Source organism: Psychrobacter sp. CAL346-MNA-CIBAN-0220 (assembly GCF_040309805.1).
Classification (GTDB): Bacteria; Pseudomonadota; Gammaproteobacteria; order Pseudomonadales; family Moraxellaceae; genus Psychrobacter.
Map to the genome: position 1 here is coordinate 57,033 of NZ_JBEOPF010000002.1, position 18,566 is coordinate 75,598.

14 protein-coding genes are annotated in these 18,566 nt (G+C 42.3%); 10 read left to right on the plus strand and 4 right to left on the minus strand.

What is annotated here, in order from left to right; genetic code table 11:
- Window positions 1–28: 28 nt before the first annotated feature.
- Both nadB and nadA read right to left on the minus strand, forming a co-directional pair.
- Complete coding sequence (gene nadB / locus AAEY88_RS06275; RefSeq protein WP_350560571.1) at window positions 29–1,990, minus strand: L-aspartate oxidase; 1,962 nt, start codon at window positions 1,988–1,990, stop codon at window positions 29–31.
- Window position 1,991: 1 nt separating this feature from the next.
- Window positions 1,992–3,131, minus strand: a complete 1,140-nt coding sequence (gene nadA, locus AAEY88_RS06280) for a quinolinate synthase NadA (protein WP_350560573.1) — start codon at window positions 3,129–3,131, stop codon at window positions 1,992–1,994.
- A gap of 350 nt (window positions 3,132–3,481) precedes the next feature.
- Here nadA and AAEY88_RS06285 point away from each other — a divergent pair, with 350 nt between their 5' ends.
- The 4 genes from AAEY88_RS06285 to AAEY88_RS06300 all read left to right on the plus strand — a co-directional run bounded on the left by AAEY88_RS06285 (window position 3,482) and on the right by AAEY88_RS06300 (window position 8,304).
- Window positions 3,482–4,510, plus strand: coding sequence for an NrtR DNA-binding winged helix domain-containing protein (locus tag AAEY88_RS06285; RefSeq protein WP_350560575.1), 1,029 nt, complete (start codon window positions 3,482–3,484; stop codon window positions 4,508–4,510).
- A gap of 272 nt (window positions 4,511–4,782) precedes the next feature.
- On the plus strand, window positions 4,783–5,643 hold the full coding sequence (nadC, locus tag AAEY88_RS06290; protein ID WP_350560577.1) for a carboxylating nicotinate-nucleotide diphosphorylase: 861 nt from the start codon (window positions 4,783–4,785) through the stop codon (window positions 5,641–5,643).
- A 216-nt stretch (window positions 5,644–5,859) separates the two neighbouring features.
- On the plus strand, window positions 5,860–6,501 hold the full coding sequence (locus tag AAEY88_RS06295; protein ID WP_350560579.1) for a MarC family protein: 642 nt from the start codon (window positions 5,860–5,862) through the stop codon (window positions 6,499–6,501).
- Window positions 6,502–6,921: 420 nt separating this feature from the next.
- Window positions 6,922–8,304 (plus strand): NAD(P)/FAD-dependent oxidoreductase, encoded by a 1,383-nt coding sequence (locus AAEY88_RS06300; RefSeq protein WP_350560581.1) that lies wholly within the window; start codon window positions 6,922–6,924, stop codon window positions 8,302–8,304.
- Between the two features lie 131 nt (window positions 8,305–8,435).
- Here the strand turns inward: AAEY88_RS06300 and AAEY88_RS06305 are convergent, their stop codons facing one another.
- Complete coding sequence (locus AAEY88_RS06305; RefSeq protein ID WP_350560583.1) at window positions 8,436–9,038, minus strand: LysE/ArgO family amino acid transporter; 603 nt, start codon at window positions 9,036–9,038, stop codon at window positions 8,436–8,438.
- Window positions 9,039–9,187: 149 nt separating this feature from the next.
- Between AAEY88_RS06305 and AAEY88_RS06310 the strand changes: the two genes are divergently transcribed.
- The 3 genes from AAEY88_RS06310 to AAEY88_RS06320 all read left to right on the plus strand — a co-directional run bounded on the left by AAEY88_RS06310 (window position 9,188) and on the right by AAEY88_RS06320 (window position 11,361).
- Complete coding sequence (locus AAEY88_RS06310; protein WP_350560585.1) at window positions 9,188–9,943, plus strand: hypothetical protein; 756 nt, start codon at window positions 9,188–9,190, stop codon at window positions 9,941–9,943.
- Window positions 9,944–10,139: 196 nt separating this feature from the next.
- Window positions 10,140–10,757, plus strand: coding sequence for a hypothetical protein (locus AAEY88_RS06315; protein ID WP_350560587.1), 618 nt, complete (start codon window positions 10,140–10,142; stop codon window positions 10,755–10,757).
- Between the two features lie 40 nt (window positions 10,758–10,797).
- Window positions 10,798–11,361 (plus strand): hypothetical protein, encoded by a 564-nt coding sequence (locus tag AAEY88_RS06320; protein WP_350560589.1) that lies wholly within the window; start codon window positions 10,798–10,800, stop codon window positions 11,359–11,361.
- A 126-nt stretch (window positions 11,362–11,487) separates the two neighbouring features.
- Here AAEY88_RS06320 and rluB read toward each other — a convergent pair whose 3' ends face one another.
- Window positions 11,488–12,405: a 23S rRNA pseudouridine(2605) synthase RluB gene (gene rluB, locus AAEY88_RS06325; RefSeq protein ID WP_350560591.1), complete on the minus strand. Its 918-nt coding sequence runs from the start codon at window positions 12,403–12,405 to the stop codon at window positions 11,488–11,490.
- 603 nt (window positions 12,406–13,008) lie between these two features.
- Between rluB and AAEY88_RS06330 the strand changes: the two genes are divergently transcribed.
- From AAEY88_RS06330 to AAEY88_RS06340, 3 genes are all read left to right on the plus strand, one after another.
- Complete coding sequence (locus AAEY88_RS06330) at window positions 13,009–14,106, plus strand: polysaccharide biosynthesis/export family protein (protein ID WP_350560593.1); 1,098 nt, start codon at window positions 13,009–13,011, stop codon at window positions 14,104–14,106.
- 102 nt (window positions 14,107–14,208) lie between these two features.
- Complete coding sequence (locus AAEY88_RS06335) at window positions 14,209–16,485, plus strand: polysaccharide biosynthesis tyrosine autokinase (protein ID WP_350560595.1); 2,277 nt, start codon at window positions 14,209–14,211, stop codon at window positions 16,483–16,485.
- Between the two features lie 24 nt (window positions 16,486–16,509).
- Complete coding sequence (locus AAEY88_RS06340; RefSeq protein WP_350560597.1) at window positions 16,510–18,558, plus strand: nucleoside-diphosphate sugar epimerase/dehydratase; 2,049 nt, start codon at window positions 16,510–16,512, stop codon at window positions 18,556–18,558.
- Window positions 18,559–18,566: the final 8 nt, after the last annotated feature.

Here is an 18,566-nt window from a genome sequence, read left to right on the forward strand (position 1 = left end):
ACATAATCCGCTATAAAATCTGGAATTGCTAGGCAAAATTTACCGCTAACCCAAGCGGATATAACCAGTCCACTGTGCCAGCCATTTTATTCGATTTGTCTGTTGGGGGCTCAATAACACTTATCAAAGGTTTGCTTGCTAAATCAGGATAATCTTGTCGATAATGGCCCCCACGACTTTCACAGCGTTGATAAGCCGATTGGACAATCAATATCGCTAACTGCAACTGGCGTTCTAATCGAAAATGAATAAGTCTATCAAATGTAGCAGAACTATTAACGCTATTTAAGGCTTCTGAGTATTCTGAAACTTCTAAATGTTGTAAGGTATCTGAATTAAAAGGTTCAAGCGCCTGTTGCCAACATTGTATCTGCTGAAGTGCTTGTGCTAACTGCTCAGCGCTACGCATGATGCCCATATTGCTACTCATTAGGGCTTTGAGCTCGGCAGTAATGACATTAAAATTAGCGTTTAGATTGATAATATTGTTAATATCAGTACTACTATCATCTTGATAAGTAGACATCAAACCAGTTGAGGGCAGGACGATTGGCTGAGTGTTAGAAAGAAAGGGTGGCGTCCAACTAGAAGAGAGGAGATAGCGCGGTAAGTGTGCTGCAATATTGCGGCCAACCACCACGCATTCTAATAAAGAGTTACTCGCCAAGCGGTTTGCGCCATGCAAACCAGTATAAGCTACCTCGCCAGCAGCGTATAATCCTTGTACATCGGTTAAGCCGTTTGCGCAAGTAACTATGCCACCACAACTATAGTGGGCGGTAGGCGCAACAGGAATGGGATCGGTGGTTATATCAATACCTAGGTCTAATAAGGTCTGATAAATCTGCGGAAAATGCTGCTGCAAAAAGTCTGCTGGTAGGTGACTGACATCGAGATAGACATAACCCATACCATTATTCTTAATTTGCTCAGCAATGGCACGCGCGACAATATCCCGCGGTGCCAGCTCAGCGCGTGCATCATAATCTAGCATGAAGCGTTCGCGTGTCTGCGGACAATATAAATGTCCACCTTCGCCGCGCAAAGCTTCTGAGATTAAAAAACTACTTGTCCCTAATGCCAAGCCTGTCGGGTGAAACTGAATAAATTCCAAATTTGCCAACCGACAGCCCGCTTGCCATGCCATCATTACTCCATCGCCCACACAGACATTGGGGGCGCTGGCACGTTGAAACAGGTGTCCTAAGCCGCCACTGGTCAGTACCACCGCGCGACTAACAATACTCAATTGCTGCCTAGTATTATGGTCAAAGGCTATCGCCCCTCGGCAATATTGGGGCTTGCTTGACGCTTTCGATTGAGAAGCAAAAGTAGTTTCATTGAGTGGCTTATTCAATAACGTCAGAGCTTCATGGTAAGGCAAAATAGTGATGTTAGTGGCTGCCTGAGCTTTCGCAGCTAACGTTTGCATGATATGCCGACCCGAGGCATCGTCAGCATGCGCTACTCGCCGGCAACCATGACCACCTTCATGAGTCAAATGCAAATTAGCCGTTTTTAAGGCAGCTAGAGAATTTGTATTGCTGTTTTGCTGGGCATCATTAATTTTAGAAATTTGGGTAAATGGCACGCCTTGCGCACATAGCCACTGTACTGCTTGTTGCCCAGCGCTTAAAATACGAGTGGTGTTATCAGGAGCACATAGGCCTGCACCTGCGGTCAGCGTATCTGCCACATGCGCGGCGATAGTGTCATTTTTATCTAAGCTAGCTGCGATACCACCTTGGGCATAATGACTTGAGCAGTTCTCAAGCGCCGCTTTGCTTAATATGGTAATACTAAGTGATTTTGGCAACGCTAGTGCGGTACTTAGCCCTGCTAATCCTGCGCCAATAATAAGAACATCTGTTTTGATAGAAACATGAGGTCCAGTAGTCGTTGTTTTATTAGTGTTAGGCTTTTTAATGCTGAGCTTTTTGAAATCAGGCTCATCAATACTTAAATTCTTAATGCTTACTATCGCGCTCATGTTAGGCCGCTCCAACATTAGCAAATAAAGATCGGTCTTTGACAATATCGCCACTCGTTGTCACGCATTGCTGTTGATCTTTGGCAAAATCAAGCATACGTTGTAATGGCTTTCTTGCCGCTGCTGCCAGCTCAAACGTTAGCGTCACTTCGCCGCTATGATGAGTTAAGCACTGCTCAATACCTTGCAAGCCATTCATTGCCATCCATGGACAAAAAGCGCAGCTTTTACAGCTTGCGCTCTCGCCTGCAGTGGGTGCTGCTAAAAAGCGTTTGTGCGGTGAACGCTTTTGCATTTCATGTAGGATACCTAAGTCGGTGGCGACAATAAAGGTATCGGCATCCATCTCATAGGTTGATTTTAGTAGCTTACTGGTAGAGCCCACCACGTCCGCTAGCTGCACCACGCTATCAGGCGATTCAGGATGTACTAAGACTTTAGCTTGTGGATAATCTGCCTTTAATTGCTGAAGCTCCGTTGCCTTAAACTCATTATGTACCATGCACGACCCTTGCCATAACAACATATCCGCACCGGTCTCACGGGCGATATATTTACCTAAATGCCGATCCGGGCCCCAAATAATCGTTTCGCCTTGCGCATGCAAGTGACGGACGATATCTATGCCAACTGATGAGGTCACTACCCAATCTGCGCGCGCTTTGACCGCGGCGCTAGTATTGGCATAGACCACTACCGTACGTTCAGGGTGGGCGTCACAAAAGGCGGAAAATTCATCAGCAGGGCAGCCCAAATCTAAGGAACATTCCGCTTCCAAGTCGGGCATTAACACTGTTTTTTCCATACTCAAAATTTTGGCAGATTCACCCATAAAGCGTACGCCTGCGACCACTAAAGTTTGTGCGCTATGAGCTTGGCCAAAACGTGCCATCTCCAACGAATCACCGACACAACCACCGGTTGCCAGTGCCAAGTCTTGAATGAACGGATCAACATAGTAATGGGCGACCAACACTGCATTATTATCTATTAATAGCTGCTTAATGTTGGCCTCAACAGCCTGTCGCTCGGAACGGGATAAATCTGCTGGCATTTTAGCCTTGGCATATTCGACATTAAGCTGAATAGCGCTGCGATTATCAGTGCTTAATAGTGGCGCGTCATAGGGATAAGTTTTCATAAGTGCAAACCTCTGGTGCGATAGCGACGATAAATGAGCTGCTAAAATGGAGCACATGACAGCAGCTACTTAATAAACTATGTCAATTATGCTCATTTTGAGCATAAAAACAAGTAATTTTTATAGAGTTTATAACTGAGGATCACTTACTCTTATTAATTAACAGGGTTATAAGATTAATTTGAGTGAGTAGTCCTGTGTTTTTATTATAATAATTACTACCGTCGCCTACGATAAAGTGGTATTCACGCTATACTGAGTCCTATTCTCAATACCTTTTATCAATACCTTGTTTTATTCCCATATTATTAACATCCATCATGACTAACAAAGGGTAATCATTAAGAGCTATGACGTTGTCTTATTCACATGCGCACCAGCAAGGTAGTGGTACGACCGAAGTGGTGGCGGTACTGATTGCTATCACTGATCATACGGCGCGCGTTTTAACGGTAGATCAAGGTAAGCTATTACCCAATGGACCTCTTATGCCTCTGCATCGCTCATTGCAGTCAGGTGTGCGTCAGTGGGTTGAGGAACAAACTCAGCAACAGCTCGGTTATCTTGAGCAGTTATATACCTTTGTCGATACCAATCGGCGCAATATTGATGGTCATGCGTTGGTCTATGTTAGCTATTTAGGATTGGTACAAGAAACTCAAACAGCCCAGCTACAAAGCCAAGCGTTATGGTGCGATTGGTACGACTATTTTCCATGGGAAAATCATTTGAATGGTGAACCCGAAATAATTAAGCAGATGATTGTCCCAGCGTTATCGGATTGGGCAAAGACAGCGGTAGATGCTGCCACTCAGCATCGTCGACAGCAGCGCATTTGTTTATGTTGGGGCGTAGACGACAAGACATTAGATGAAACAGCCAATAATCAGAAAATAGCTGATATGCCTCATCGTTTTGGGCGGACAGATAATAGTGATTGGGTCGCAGAGCACGTCTTGCTACGTTATGAGATGTTATATGAAGCGGGATTGATTCAAGAAGCGTCAAATTATCAGCCTAATAAATTGCCTGCGGATTGGTCACAGATGATAGGTGCGCCGATGTATTATGATCACCGCCGTGTGATTGCCACTGCCATCTCAAGGCTACGCGCCAAGATAGAATATCGCCCACTAATTTTTGGTTTGATGCCGGATGTATTTACCTTATTGCAGCTTCAACAAAGTGTTGAAGCCTTGTCAGGAGTGCGTTTGCATAAGCAAAACTTTCGTCGTTTGTTAGATTCACAGAACTTAGTTATGCCGACAGGGAACAGCAGTAGTGCTCAGCGTGGGCGTCCAGCGAAGCTATATCGCTTTTGCCATGATATTGAGCTCCAAAGCTTATTAATGGACAGTAAATTGCCCAAACGTAAATAGTTTTTATACTAATCCCAAAAAATAAGCTAATGTGGTCAGACGCTTTAAGCCCAACAACGTAATGCTGATTATCCTAATACTTACAGTTATTTTTCTGGTTATCTTTAAGTTTCGGAAACGGTATTAATTATAATAATAAACAGCTATAAAAAGTACCTATAAAAAAATGTCGCCTTATCTTGCGGGTAGGCTTGCTTTACGCTATATTTATGCTCAATTTGAGGGTAAGTAATTAGTATTGATACTGATAAAAAGTGAAATAAGGGATAAATATGACAGATAAAGCAGAGCCAGCGTTAGATGAGATATTACTCAAGCCCTTGGTTGAGGCCGCATTGATTGAAGATTTGGGACGGCGCGGCGATGTGACTTCGCAAGCGACTATCCCTGCTGATATGCAAGCACAACTGCAAATTCGAGCGCGGCAGGCAGGTGTGATTTGCGGTATGGATTTAGCACGCTTGGCCTTTGCATCAATTGATACGCAAATTGAGTTTATAACGCAGGTTGTCGATGGTGATTCAGTCGAGGCCAATATGGTATTAGCAATTGTTCGTGGCAATGCGCGGCATCTACTGACCGCAGAACGAACCGCACTAAATTTTATGACCCATTTGAGCGGTATTGCTACCGCCACCCAGAAAATTGTTGATAGTGTGGCAGATTATCCAGCGCAAATTACTTGTACCCGCAAGACCATTCCCGGGCTGCGAATTGTGCAAAAGTATGCGGTACGCTGCGGCGGCGGTCGCAATCATCGCTTAGGATTAGATGACGCGATTTTGATTAAAGACAATCATATCGCGATTGCCGGCGATATCACCACTGCCATTCAACAAGCGCAAGATTTTGCTGGGCATTTGATTCCGATTGAGGTTGAGGTCGATACCTTAGCTCAGTTAGAATTGGCATTAGACGCTGGCGTCAGCTTGGTGTTATTAGATAATATGGCACCCAAATTGCTGCGGCAAGCGGTTATTCTCTGTCAAGGGCGGGCAAAGACTGAAGCGTCAGGTGGCATTACGCCTGCAAGTGTTCAAGCGGTCGCAAAAACAGGCGTTGATTTTATCGCCATGGGTTATTTGACTCACAGTACCACCGCCCTAGATATTGGCCTTGATTTCAGTGCGTAGCTCTAAAAGCACTCTTATGCGTTCATTTAATAATCGCTTTATTGTGGTTTTTAAGGTAGGCATTGATTAGTACTGTAGCGTTCAAAAGTCATATGAAGTTAATGATTTAATTGACTTATCCGCCTATGCTACAATACCCCTGCTAACCGCCTATTGGGTCATCGTTGCACTCGCACGATGGCCTTATCTTTTTGCCGATCGACAAGCGAGCGCTCAGTGAATACTGAAATTATCAAAATTATCTTAGCTTTTATGGTGCTGATTAACCCGTTTAGTGCTTTGACGCTATTTTTAGATTTAACCCGTGGCTACTCGATGACCAATCGACGTAAAGTTGCGCGCGTTGCCTGTCTGACTATTTTTATTACTATTAGTTTTTTTACGGTGGCAGGTGAGTCGTTGCTCAAAATATTAGGCATCTCTATCGGCTCGTTTCAATTGGCAGGCGGGATACTGGTATTTTTGATTGCTCTTAATATGATGAATGGTGATGGTAATCCGGTCAAACCAGACCAAGAAAACTTCGATGTTGATCATGTGCAAAGTTCACCGCCAACCACAGCAGCAGCGGTCGTACCACTTGCTATTCCGATGATGATTGGACCTGGCGGTATCTCAACCGTTATTATTTATTCTTCACAAATCTCCGGCTTACTGCGGGTCTCTGCAGTACTTATTGCGGGTCTATTAATTAGTATTTTTTGTTATTTGGCTTTGATGGCAGCAGGCCGTATCAGTCGTTTGCTGGGTGATACCGGACTTAATATCATGAGCCGGATTATGGGGATGCTACTGGCAGCGGTTTCCATCGAAATTATCGTCAGTGGCCTACGCACGCTGTTTCCTGATTTGATTTAATGATATTGCTTACTATTAATTCAAAATAGTATTCAAATTAATGTCGCGCTTTATAACGATTTATTAAAGAAGCTATTTAAGAGAAAACCTTTAACTTCACTGCCCGTGAATGCTCAAAGTTGCTCGTTTATCTCTAACAAATCGCATCTACCGCTTTTTTATTCAGCTTCAATATAAATGTTACGTCAAGTACCGTATTAATATGCCTAGATCAACCCTGTTATGATACTAATTATATCAGGCATCGAATATATAAACTCTAAATTACATGCCACGCTTTTAGCGATCGCAAACGGTGATCTTAATAGCGGTCATATAACATCCCTCCAGCACTTGTATTAATTACCAAAATTTCTCCTCTAAACGCTATCTATAAAAAAATGTTATAGTAACAACCCCTTATTTTTATAGGAGCTAGTGTTGAGTAAGCAAAAAATTGCTATATTAGGTTCAGGTCCAAGTGGTTTGGCACAATTGCGGGCTTTTGAAGCGGCTCGTTTAGCGGGTGTTAAAGATTTGCCAGAGATAGTTTGCTATGAGAAGCAAAACGATATTGGCGGTATGTGGAATTACACTTGGCGTACAGGCTTAGATAAAAATGGTGAGCCGGTACATGGCAGCATGTATCGCTATCTGTGGTCTAATGGTCCAAAAGAATGCTTGGAGTTTGCAGACTATTCTTTTGAGGAACATTTTGGTCAGGCTATTCCGTCGTATCCACCGCGTGAAGTGCTTAAAGACTACATTATGGGGCGAATTAATAAGCAAGATATTCGTAAATATATACGTTTTGAATGCCCGGTACGTTGGGTAACTTTTGACGATGAAACAAAGAAGTTTACGGTCACGGTTATGAATCATAAAACCGAGGAACAGGAAACGGAAGAGTTTGATTACGTAATAGTTGCTACCGGTCATTTTTCAACACCGAATATGCCTTATTTTGAAGGGCTAGAAGAGTTTCCTGGCCGCGTTATGCATGCCCATGACTTCCGCGATGCTCTAGAGTTTAAAGACCAAGATATTTTATTGGTGGGCAGTAGTTATTCAGCAGAAGATATTGGGACGCAGTGTTATAAGTATGGCACCAAATCTGTCACTATTAGTTATCGCAGTGCAGCGCTAGGTTATGACTGGCCCGAAGGCATTTGTGAGGTGCCATTAATTACGCATTTTGATGGTAATATGGCTCATTTTGTAGATGGCACTAGTCAGCGTTTTGATGCTGTGATTATGTGTACGGGTTATCTATTTCACTTTCCTTTCTTGCCTGATGAACTGCGTTTGCAAACCCATAATTGCTTGTATCCCGCTAATTTATATAAAGGCATTTTTTGGCAGCCTAACCCGCAGTTGATTTATTTAGGTATGCAAGATCAGTACTTCACTTTTAATATGTTTGATGCCCAAGCTTGGTTTGTACGTGATGTCATTTTAGACCACATTCAATTGCCTGATTTAGCGACACGGGAAGAAGGTGAACAAAGTTGGTTAGCAGAATATGAACAGGTAAAAACAGTTGAGAACGCGATAGATTTTCAAGCCAAATATATTCGTGATTTGACCAATGCGACAGATTACCCAGAGTTTGCCGTTGAGAAACAAGCCGATATCTTAAAGCAATGGCAAAAAGATAAGGTCGCAGACATTATGGGTTTTAGAGAAAAAGCTTACCGTTCTACTTCGACTGACACCTTAGCGCCCGAACTACCAGAGCCTTGGTTGGATATTCTTGATGACTCACTAGAACACTTTCTGAATTTATCATTTATTAAAAGTAAAAAGACCAAAAAAGCATCCTAGATACAGGTAAATTGTTTGGTTGCCGTCTTTGCTGATAGCTACCTTGGTTACTATCAATGAGATGATCTACTAAAACCAAATACGTCAATTAGGCGTGTTTGGTTTTTTCATTTTATATGCTTATGTTTATTTTAGCTCTGATATAAATGCCAGGCTAAGTACAGCATTAGTATGCCTACCAGTGCATCCAATATATTCCAAGCCTTTGGTTTCGAAAAAATTGGTCTGAGTAGCTGCGAGCCATAACCCAGTGCAAAAAAGAATAAAAACGAGGCACTGACGGCACCACTGGTAAACAGCAATTTGCTGCTTGCTCCTGTCGACACCATACCGACCAGTACCAAGGTATCTAAATAGACGTGCGGATTCAACCAAGTAAAACCAAAACATAATAGCAGCGCTTTTTTTAAGCTGGTCACTACTTGGCCTTCGACACTCAGCGCATGCGATAGGCGTATACTGGCATATAAGCTTTGTAAGCCATAACCGAGCAAAAATACCACCCCAGCAAGCTTGGCTATATTGACCAACTGTGGATAGCGTGTCGTCACTGTGCCAAATCCTGCCACACCTGCCGATATTAATAACGCATCACTAACGGCACAAAACAGACAGATAAAAAAGATATGCTCACGCTTAAGCCCTTGTTTGAGGACAAAAGCGTTTTGTGAACCGATGGCAATAATCAGTGACAATCCAAGTAGAAAGCCGGAAAAATAATCAGTGACATTCATAGTATGTGCTTTTTAGATAGTAGGAACATTGACGTTTGCTTACTGGCAGACACGCAAAAAACTGTTAAGATACGCTATTGAATGAGTACGTGCAATATGGAATAAATAGGCGAGGAGCATAGTAGGTTATGGTCATAAGTTTGACGAGAATGCTAAAGTCATTTGGACAAGCACAAGATGACCTGCCGACGACGGCTGCCAAAAATGCCAAGCAAGCTGCTGCCAGTAGTATAAACAGTAATGTAAATAACGAGGCTAGTAGTGACGGCGATATCAGGGTCAGTGATAAGCAAGCACGTACTGACGAGTCGCCGCTTACGGCGCCTCAACGTGTCGACCGTATTTGTACTGCATTAGCACAAGTGAGTGATATCCGTACGCCAACGCCGCTAACCGATCGCTACTTAGCCAATCGCGCGCAGCTGCGCCCGACCAATCGCCCGCCTTTTGATCCCAATACTTTATGGACTCTCAAACATGGACGCTGCCCGATTATGACTGAACTTATCGATGTGGTCGATGAAGCCACTTTAAACGCTATGCCCATTGAAGCGGTAGCAATTCTCGACCGAATTAACAGTAAGTTGAAACGTTACCATGACTGGAGCAAAGAGCTCAACGAGCAGCAACAACAGCAGAACAATGAACGGCAATTTGTCATTGATAAACTGGTAACCGAGAGTATTCCGGAGGCACTGCACCATTATGAACAGCTATTGCGCTTCAGCCCCCATCGAACTAAAAACAATACGGTACAGGGCAATATGACGGCAGGTGGGATGCTAACTGATTTGTTTTTAGAAATTGATTATGAGCTGGATGAATTATTAGATGACCTGCACCAAATGGTACTTAATCGCTTAGCCTCAACACATCGTTATGTTAAAAGCCGCACTAAAAATTGAGCTTGATTTAATTTTGGTATCACCTCATTAAACACAAGTGGTGACTTGTATACTAAGTCGCATAACAATATAGGGCTTTAACAAGGCCTTATTTTTTTGTTTAATATCAAAGGTAACTATCTAGAAAAAACCTTAATTTAACCAAAATTATAAAAATAATGAAGTCTCTATATAAGTGAACAATAAGGACCATACAATGACTCAAATAACGGCGATGTTAGTGATGTTTGTGTTGTACGGTGTACTACCAGTAGCTGGGTTATATTTGGGCTATCGTGGTATCAAAAAAGTCACGGCGCCTAAAATGTTGGAATATAAAGCGATGCCACAATTAGGTTATATTCCTGAAAAGAGCCTACCGGAAGCGGTCAAAATATCACTTGCTCAAATCAACCAAAAAGGGGAGAAGCTGCGGGTGATTTATGGTGATACCAATAACGACGGTAAAATTGATGATACTGATACTGTGACCGAAACCTACATCATGATCCAAAACTTAATGGATAAACATATCCCGCAAGCGGTAGCTGATTACCGCCGTTTACATGATTTAGAAGGTGCGCGCGCTGACAATACCAAAATTAAAAACTCTGATGTCACGGGTAAAGAAGCGCTATTAGAAGTGCTTGGAACCATTAATACCCAGTTTGACGACTTACTTGATGCGTCATATCACCAAGATGGGCAAAAGTTATTGGTGACCAACCGTTATTTACAGCAGCGTTTTGATAACCCCTCATCTGACGTTGAGATGCTCCATTCTACGAGTATTCATTCTAGCGATAACGTTAATATTGATAACAGTAAAGGTTAGGCGTCGATAATAGGGGGTAGCGGATAAAGGGTCAGCAGCTATGAGCATACTACTAGGCATTGGCATAACGGCTACCATTACCGTCTTATATTTAGGTAAAAAAGGCTGGCAAATGCTGCATAAAGTGGTCGGTATCACTCCAGGCGTGCTCACTTACCAAGACCCTAACGCCCCTTTATTATTGTCTGATATGACTTGGCAACAGCTTACTTTAAATGTGCAACATCTTAGTGGTTTGTCAGATTCGCAACTGCGCCAACTGCAGCGCATCGATGCAAAGGTAGCCACTTATTATAATTACCAGCAGGTTCGGCAAGCGCAAAACATAACGCCAGCAGTTAACGAAGCACAATTTGTATTACATAAATTGCTGTATGCTCGCCTTCCAGAGATGCTTGCTAGCCACTATCATCTGCTAAATATCATCGATAACCCAAAGGTTAATACGGCTAATAAAACCCAATGTATTGAAGCGGGTCAATTACTGCAGGACGCCTTAGATAGTATTGAGAGGCGCGTTGATACAGAATTAATGCAAATAGAGACGCAGCATTTACAAGACCTGCGAGTGATGAAACGTTATGTAGATAGCCATAAAAATTAAACCATTAGATCGCCATAGCATACTATAAAAAAACCGCCAACGATAAGTTATCATTGGCGGTTTTTTTATAAGCAAGGTTGTTAAACTTGCAGTAAGACTATTATAAAGGACAGCTAGGCCTTTAATTTAACGCTGGTTGTTACGATCACGGGTATTACGCGAACCACGACTAGCAGGGCTTGCACTGCTCTTAGGTTTCGCGCTATGACTACGCGTGCTATCACTGCGGCGAGCTTTGAGTGGCTTATTTTTAATACGTTCTTGCTTGTCTTTAGCGGCGCCGTGCAGCCCAGTACCATGGCGCGGACGTAAGCTAACCAAGTCAGTTAGGGTATTGATATCTTTTTTATCCAGCTCTAAAAAACGACCAGTACGCAACTCTTTTGGTAGTGCAATGCTACCATAGCTGGTGCGTAATAGACGGCTAACCTTTAGGCCTTGCGACTCAAATAAACGGCGCACTTCGCGGTTACGGCCTTCTTGTAGTTTGACGTGATGCCACTTATTGACACCCTCACCACCACCTTCTTTGATGTCCTCAAACTTGGCCAAGCCATCTTCTAACATGACACCTGTAGTCATCGCCCGTGCCATATCTGGAGTGACGTCACCCAATACGCGTACGGCGTACTCACGAGTAACTTCACTGGAGGGATGCATCAAACGGTGCGCCATCTCGCCATCGTTAGTAAATAATAACAAGCCTGTAGAGTTGATATCCAAACGCCCAACCATGACCCAACGATCGTGAGTCAGTTTAGGCAGACGCTCAAACACCGTTGGACGACCTTCTGGATCGTTGGCGGAGCAAACCTCACCTTCAGGCTTGTAATACGCTAATACGCGGCGACGCTTTTCATTCTCAGCGGTATATTTAATCTGACGACCATCAACACGAATCTCATCGCCTTGACTAACGCGATCGCCAATAGTTGCCGGGCCACTGTTGACGGATACGCGTCCCGCTTTAATCACTTCTTCCATCTGGCGGCGTGAGCCAAGTCCCATACGGGCGAGGGCTTTTTGCAATTTTTCATCTTTCATAATGATGTCCTTGAGTCGGTTGGGTTTACATTTCGCAATGTATGAATTTTCAGGGAGAGATTATACGCTATTTTAAGATATTTAGCACACAAATTGATATTTTTCCTCTATAGCAGGTCGAAGGTTACTTGCCTGATTAAAAGCGAACTTAAGTTTTTATTTTTTTCTAAAAAGCTTAAATAAACATCTATTGTTAGTATGTTTTTTGCCAGATTTTCAACTACTTTTTCTCAATAAAGAGACCTATTATTTCTTTATTTGACAGTGGATAGTGCTGACAAATTTCCTACCTATTTTGTGCTTGATTCAGTCTCTTGTAAGAAAGTATATATGACTTTATACCATTGAAAGCAGTATAAAGACCGTCCATACCGTTTCTTGATGCTTTATTGTGTTGATTGAGATATCTTAAATCTTGATAAGAAGTGTTGTAAATAAAGGCATACAGCCATGCTATATAATGATTGATTACTTTTCGATTGCAAAAATTTATAGATATTGCACTGTGTTTAGTTTGCGTGTATATTCAGTAACCATTAATTCACATTTGTGAATATACAAGTAACTTAATCGTTTTCCCGAATATAATTTTGAGTGACTACTATGGTCTATAAGTATTTTGTCTCTGTACGTCAATCAGCTACGTTAATAAGTGCTTCGTGCTTATTGTCTATTAGTATGCTTAGTGGCTGTGTAGCTATAAGTCCTGGACTTCAATCTGGAGATTTACCTCCTATTGGCGCATTTACTGCAGCTAATGGCTTACAGTTCAATGTACAACCGTTAAGTCTACTTACTCTGCCTCCTAAGCAAGTCGCTATTCCAAATAATGATATAAATCGTTTAATCCAAGGATCTAGAAAAGCCGACTATCGCATTGCCCAAGGAGACGTTCTGAGCATCATGCTCATTGGTTATCCGGATATTACGCCTGCAGCTACTGCTGGTTTTCCAGTAGATCAGCAAGGCTATGTCCAATTTCCATTAATTGGACGTATTAAAGCCAGTGGTATAAGTGTTCCACAGTTCACTACGAATTTGCGCAGCAAGCTGCAACGCTATCTTAAGTACTCGGACCCACAAGTGAAAATTACTGAGTATCGTGGTAATAAGTTTTTTATCGATGGCGATGTTAAACAGCCAGGTGAATTTGCTATTACGGATGCACCCGTTTCACTATATAGCGCAATTTCCATGGCAGGCGGGGCAACATTGACTGGTGACTCAGATAATATCGTATTGAATCGCAAAGGTATCAGCTATCCACTGGGTCTACAATCACTGCGTGAAATAGGATCGTCAGCCAATCAAATTTATTTACAAAATGGCGACTCGATTCATGTCAATAGCCAAAGCCGTAACAAGGTTTATGTCTTAGGTGAGTTTGGTAAGGTTGAGCCGGTAGCGATACCGGAGCAAGGGCTTAGTTTGGCTCATGTGCTAGGCGAGTCAAGAGGACTAGACCCTAATACGGCCAATGCGGCCAAAGTATATGTTATCAGGGACAATCTGAATGAACAACGTACTAATATTTATTATGTTGATATGAAAACCGTGACTAACTTTGCTCTGGCGAATCGTTTTGATATGCAGGCAAATGACATTGTCTATGTCGACCCAACTGGTTTAGCTCGTTGGAATCGTATCATCAGTTTAATATTACCATCTACAGCTACGGCTAGTACGATTTCAGGTTTCTAAACCGAAGCATACCAGCATTAGCAGTAAGCGTTCGAAGTGGCTAAACAAGGTATTATTGAGAGCCTTTATCAATAGAATGATGAATTTAAGTAGCGGGTATTTATGAGCAACAATACACAGAGTTTACCAAAAACTGCCGTCGATCAAGGCAATGATGAAATTGATCTATCGGCTCTAATGCTAACGCTATTACGTGGCTGGAAAGTCATCGTTCTGTTAGCTATATTAGGCCTAATAGTAGGTATGCTATATACCCGATACGTTAACCCAATATTTGAAGCAGATGCCCTTATTCAAGTTGAAGATAACAAATCTCAAGGTATATCGGCACTTGGTGCCAACATCTCTCAGCTGGTCGCGCCGATATCCAGCCAGTCTCAAACAGAGGCGGAGCTGATAAAATCGCGCATGGTACTAAAACCAGTTGTCGATTTGCTGCATTTAGATATCCAGTTGAGTGATCCGATAATCGGATATCTAGGCCGCTTGCAAAAAGACCGCATCAACACTCAGATAAATACGCCAGAGGGAATATCTCTAAAAACTAGAGATGGGCAAGTACGAATCAGCGAATTTGTAGTACCTCAAGCGTATTTGAATCAGACTTTCACTTTAATGCGAACTGATACAGGATTCGTTCTCAGTGACGACATCAACCGTTACGAAGGCAGTTTTAATCAACTAAATAGCTTTAGAACCACTGCCGGTGAGATTCAGATCATTGTCACCGACCTACCTACTGATCAACATCCTATTAAGATAACCAAACAGACGCTACAGACCACCACCGATGCTATTAATAAGTCTTTGACTGTAGCTGAAATGGGCAAGCTAGCGCCAACAGGCATTATAAAGCTGTCTTTGAAAGGCACGAATCAGCAGCAAGTCAGCTTAATCTTAAATGAGATTGTTCTGTCTTATATCGATCAAAACCAATCTCGGGGCTCTGAAGAAACCACTAGAACACTTAAGTTTATGGAAACACAAATTCCTGCACTTAAGCAAAAACTTGATATGTCCGAGGCTGCCTATAATAAATTTCGTGAAAAATCTGGCACTATCGATATTGGCAAAGAAGCAGAACTATTGGTAACAGAGAACTATCAAATTGATGCTCAGATTAATGAGCTGAAACTAAAGAAAGCGGAACTGACCACTTATTATACTGGAGAGCATCCGCTTGTTATTCAGATCAATGATCAGCTTAGAACCCTAAATGCTAGACAAGCTGAGATAAGTAATACTGTTGAGCGGCTACCTGAGATACAAAGAGAGTTCTTGAAGCTATCAGAAGATGCCAATATTAATAAAGAAATCTATCTGACCATGCTCAAAAACTATGAGCAATTAAAAATTGTAAAAGCCGGACAAATTGGCTTCGCGCGTATTGTTGATTTACCTATCAGTACCTTCAATATTGTTGCTCCTAAAAGTTTATTAATATGGTTACTGGCTCTGCTGATTGGCGGAATACTAGGAACGCTGCTAGTACTGTTTAGAAGTTTAACGCGCAACGTTGTCACAGACCCTGAGCGTCTTGAAGCGAAAATGGGGGTTCCGGTAGTCGCGACGATTCCGCGCTCAAAATCGCTAATACGCTTAAGCAAGAATAAACGCGCTACTAATCCGGTGAAAGCAGGGCAGGTTGGAAGTCTAAATCTGAGCAAGAACAAACGCGCTACTAATCAGTTACTGTCATATGTTGATCACAACAGCTTAAGTTATGAAGCCATTAAAAGCCTCAGGACGTTCTTGATGTTTGGTATGCTCGATCAAGGCAAAGTAGATCAAATTAGCCAAGTCATTGTCCTTACCGCTGAAAGCCCAGACGTTGGTAAATCATTCATCTGCGCCAATTTAGCAGAAGTGTTCTCTCAGCTAGACAAGAAAATTCTCATTATCGATGCTGATATGCGTTTAGGAGATATGCACAAAACCTTCAATGTAGAACAAGATACCGGCCTCGCTGATTATTTTTCATCAGATAATAATACGGTTTCTAGCATTACACACTCGACCAATATAGATAACATTGATCTGATCCCTTGCGGCGAGCGGCCATCTAATCCATCTTCACTACTGGCCAGTAATAAGTTTGGCAAATTGATGGCTGAGCTGACTACCCACTACGACTATATCTTTATCAACTCACCACCTATATTGGCTGCTACAGATGCAGTGATATTGGCGCAGTATGCAGACAAAGTACTGATGGTGACCAGATATAACGACTCATTGGAAGGTCAGCTGGCTTATGCAATCAAACAGATGAATAAAGCGAATGTCGAGGTAGATGGCATTGTATTAAATGATATGCAGCAAGGGATGCTGGATAAGCACAGTTATAACTATGCCTACACCTATGGCAATAGTAAGTAGCGATAACATAACCAGGTGAGTCTTATGTCTATGAAGCCAGAGCTTAATAATACTTATTCTGTATCCAGTAACGCTGGTAGTTGGTACCAGCGTAATGCTCGGCGGTTGTTGTCCCTGCCACGGGGAGCGAAGCACAGCATTTTAATTGGTGCCGATTTCTTAATGTCAGTGGTCTGCCTGTTTCTTGCCTTGTCATTGAGATATGGTTATATCGCTAACCATGTTAGTCCTTTAACGCTGTGTCTTTTTGCATTACCCCCTGTAATCTTATTATATGTTATTGGTTTCTATCGAGGTGTATCGAGAATATTTTCTGACACTGTAATGCGTAATGTATTACAGCTATTTATTGTACTCATCATCGTCTATGAAATCGTTCACTCTTTTGAGATGTTTTCTGCTATCCCACGCTCGGTTCCTATCTTATATTTATTTTTATTCTTTATTTGGTTATGGAACAGTCGATTAAGTATTCGAGAAATATTAGAGCGTAGTAACGGGGGGAAAAATAAACATCATAAAGACAACGATACTCAAGAAAACGTCATTATTTATGGTGCTGGTTCAGCAGGTAGAGAGTTATTTGATGCCTTAGAACGCTCTCATAAATACCATACAGTCGCTTTCGTGGATGACAATTCACAACTGGCAGGCGGGTATCTACTGGGTAAGAAAATTCACGCTGCTGATGAGACTATAGGACTCGTGGACAAGCTAACCGTCTCGCAAGTATTTTTGGCAATGCCTTCTATCAGTCGAACCCGTCGCAGACAGATTATTGAAAATTTCTCAGAAGTTTCTGTCAAGATTAAGCAGTTGCCTAGCCTGCATGAGATTGCCGATGGAAAAGTGACTGTTAGTAATATGCGTTCAGTGGACATATTAGACGTGTTAGATCGGCAGACAGTCGAACCTGATGTCATGCTATTAAGCAAAAACATCGAGGGTAAAAACATACTGGTTACTGGTGCTGGTGGATCTATTGGTAGTGAATTGTGTCGCCAGATTATTAAAAATAAACCTCAATGCTTGATACTTTATGAGCTATGCGAATACGCTTTATATGCTATCCACCAAGAGCTCAAAAGCCAGCAAGCACTTAATCATGCCTATGAAGACATTGAGATCATTGGCATGATTGGTAATGTGACCAATGAAGACAAGCTACTTAGAGTATTTAAAAACTATCGTATACAGACGGTATATCACGCTGCTGCTTATAAGCATGTGCCAATTGTTGAGTTCAACCCTTTTGAGGGCGTTATCAATAACTCTAAAGGCACTTATCATTGTGCTTATGCGGCGATGCAGGCTAAAGTTGAGACCTTTGTACTTATCTCTACTGACAAAGCGGTCAGACCCACCAATATTATGGGGGCCTCCAAGCGCCTAGCTGAACTGGTATGTCAGGGGCTCAGCCAAGTGAATAGCAAAACTTGTTTTAGCATGGTGCGCTTTGGCAATGTATTAGGCTCATCTGGCTCTGTCATCCCTTTATTCACTAAGCAGATTGAGAACGGTGGCCCCATTACGGTGACTCATTCAGAGGTGACACGATATTTTATGACCATCCCAGAAGCGGCAAGTTTAGTAATTCAGGCAGGCGCAATGGCAAAGGGTGGTGAAGTGTTTGTTCTTGATATGGGAGAGCCTGTAAAGATTGTGGATCTTGCCAAGCGGATGATTTCCTTAACAGGTTGTAAGCTAAAAGATGATAATAATCCCGATGGTGATATGGAGATTGTCGTTACGGGATTAAGACCAGGTGAAAAGCTCTATGAAGAACTTATCATCGGTGATGATAATGTTGAGCCCACTCATCATCCGTTGATCCGGCAGGCGATAGAGCATAGCTTCCCATTAATGGATATTGAAAATATGTTGTCGCAGCTTACCCACAGAGCTCAATCAGATGATGTTGATTGGCTCAAGCAGGAATTTACATACTTTGTAGAGGGCTATCATGAAGGATCTGCACCTACATTACAGTGCAATTCACAAGCCAGTCTATCTGTTGTGACTTCCCAGAATCAGACATCAAAAGAATGTCCTAGTAGATTAATTCAAAATTAAAAGTTAAA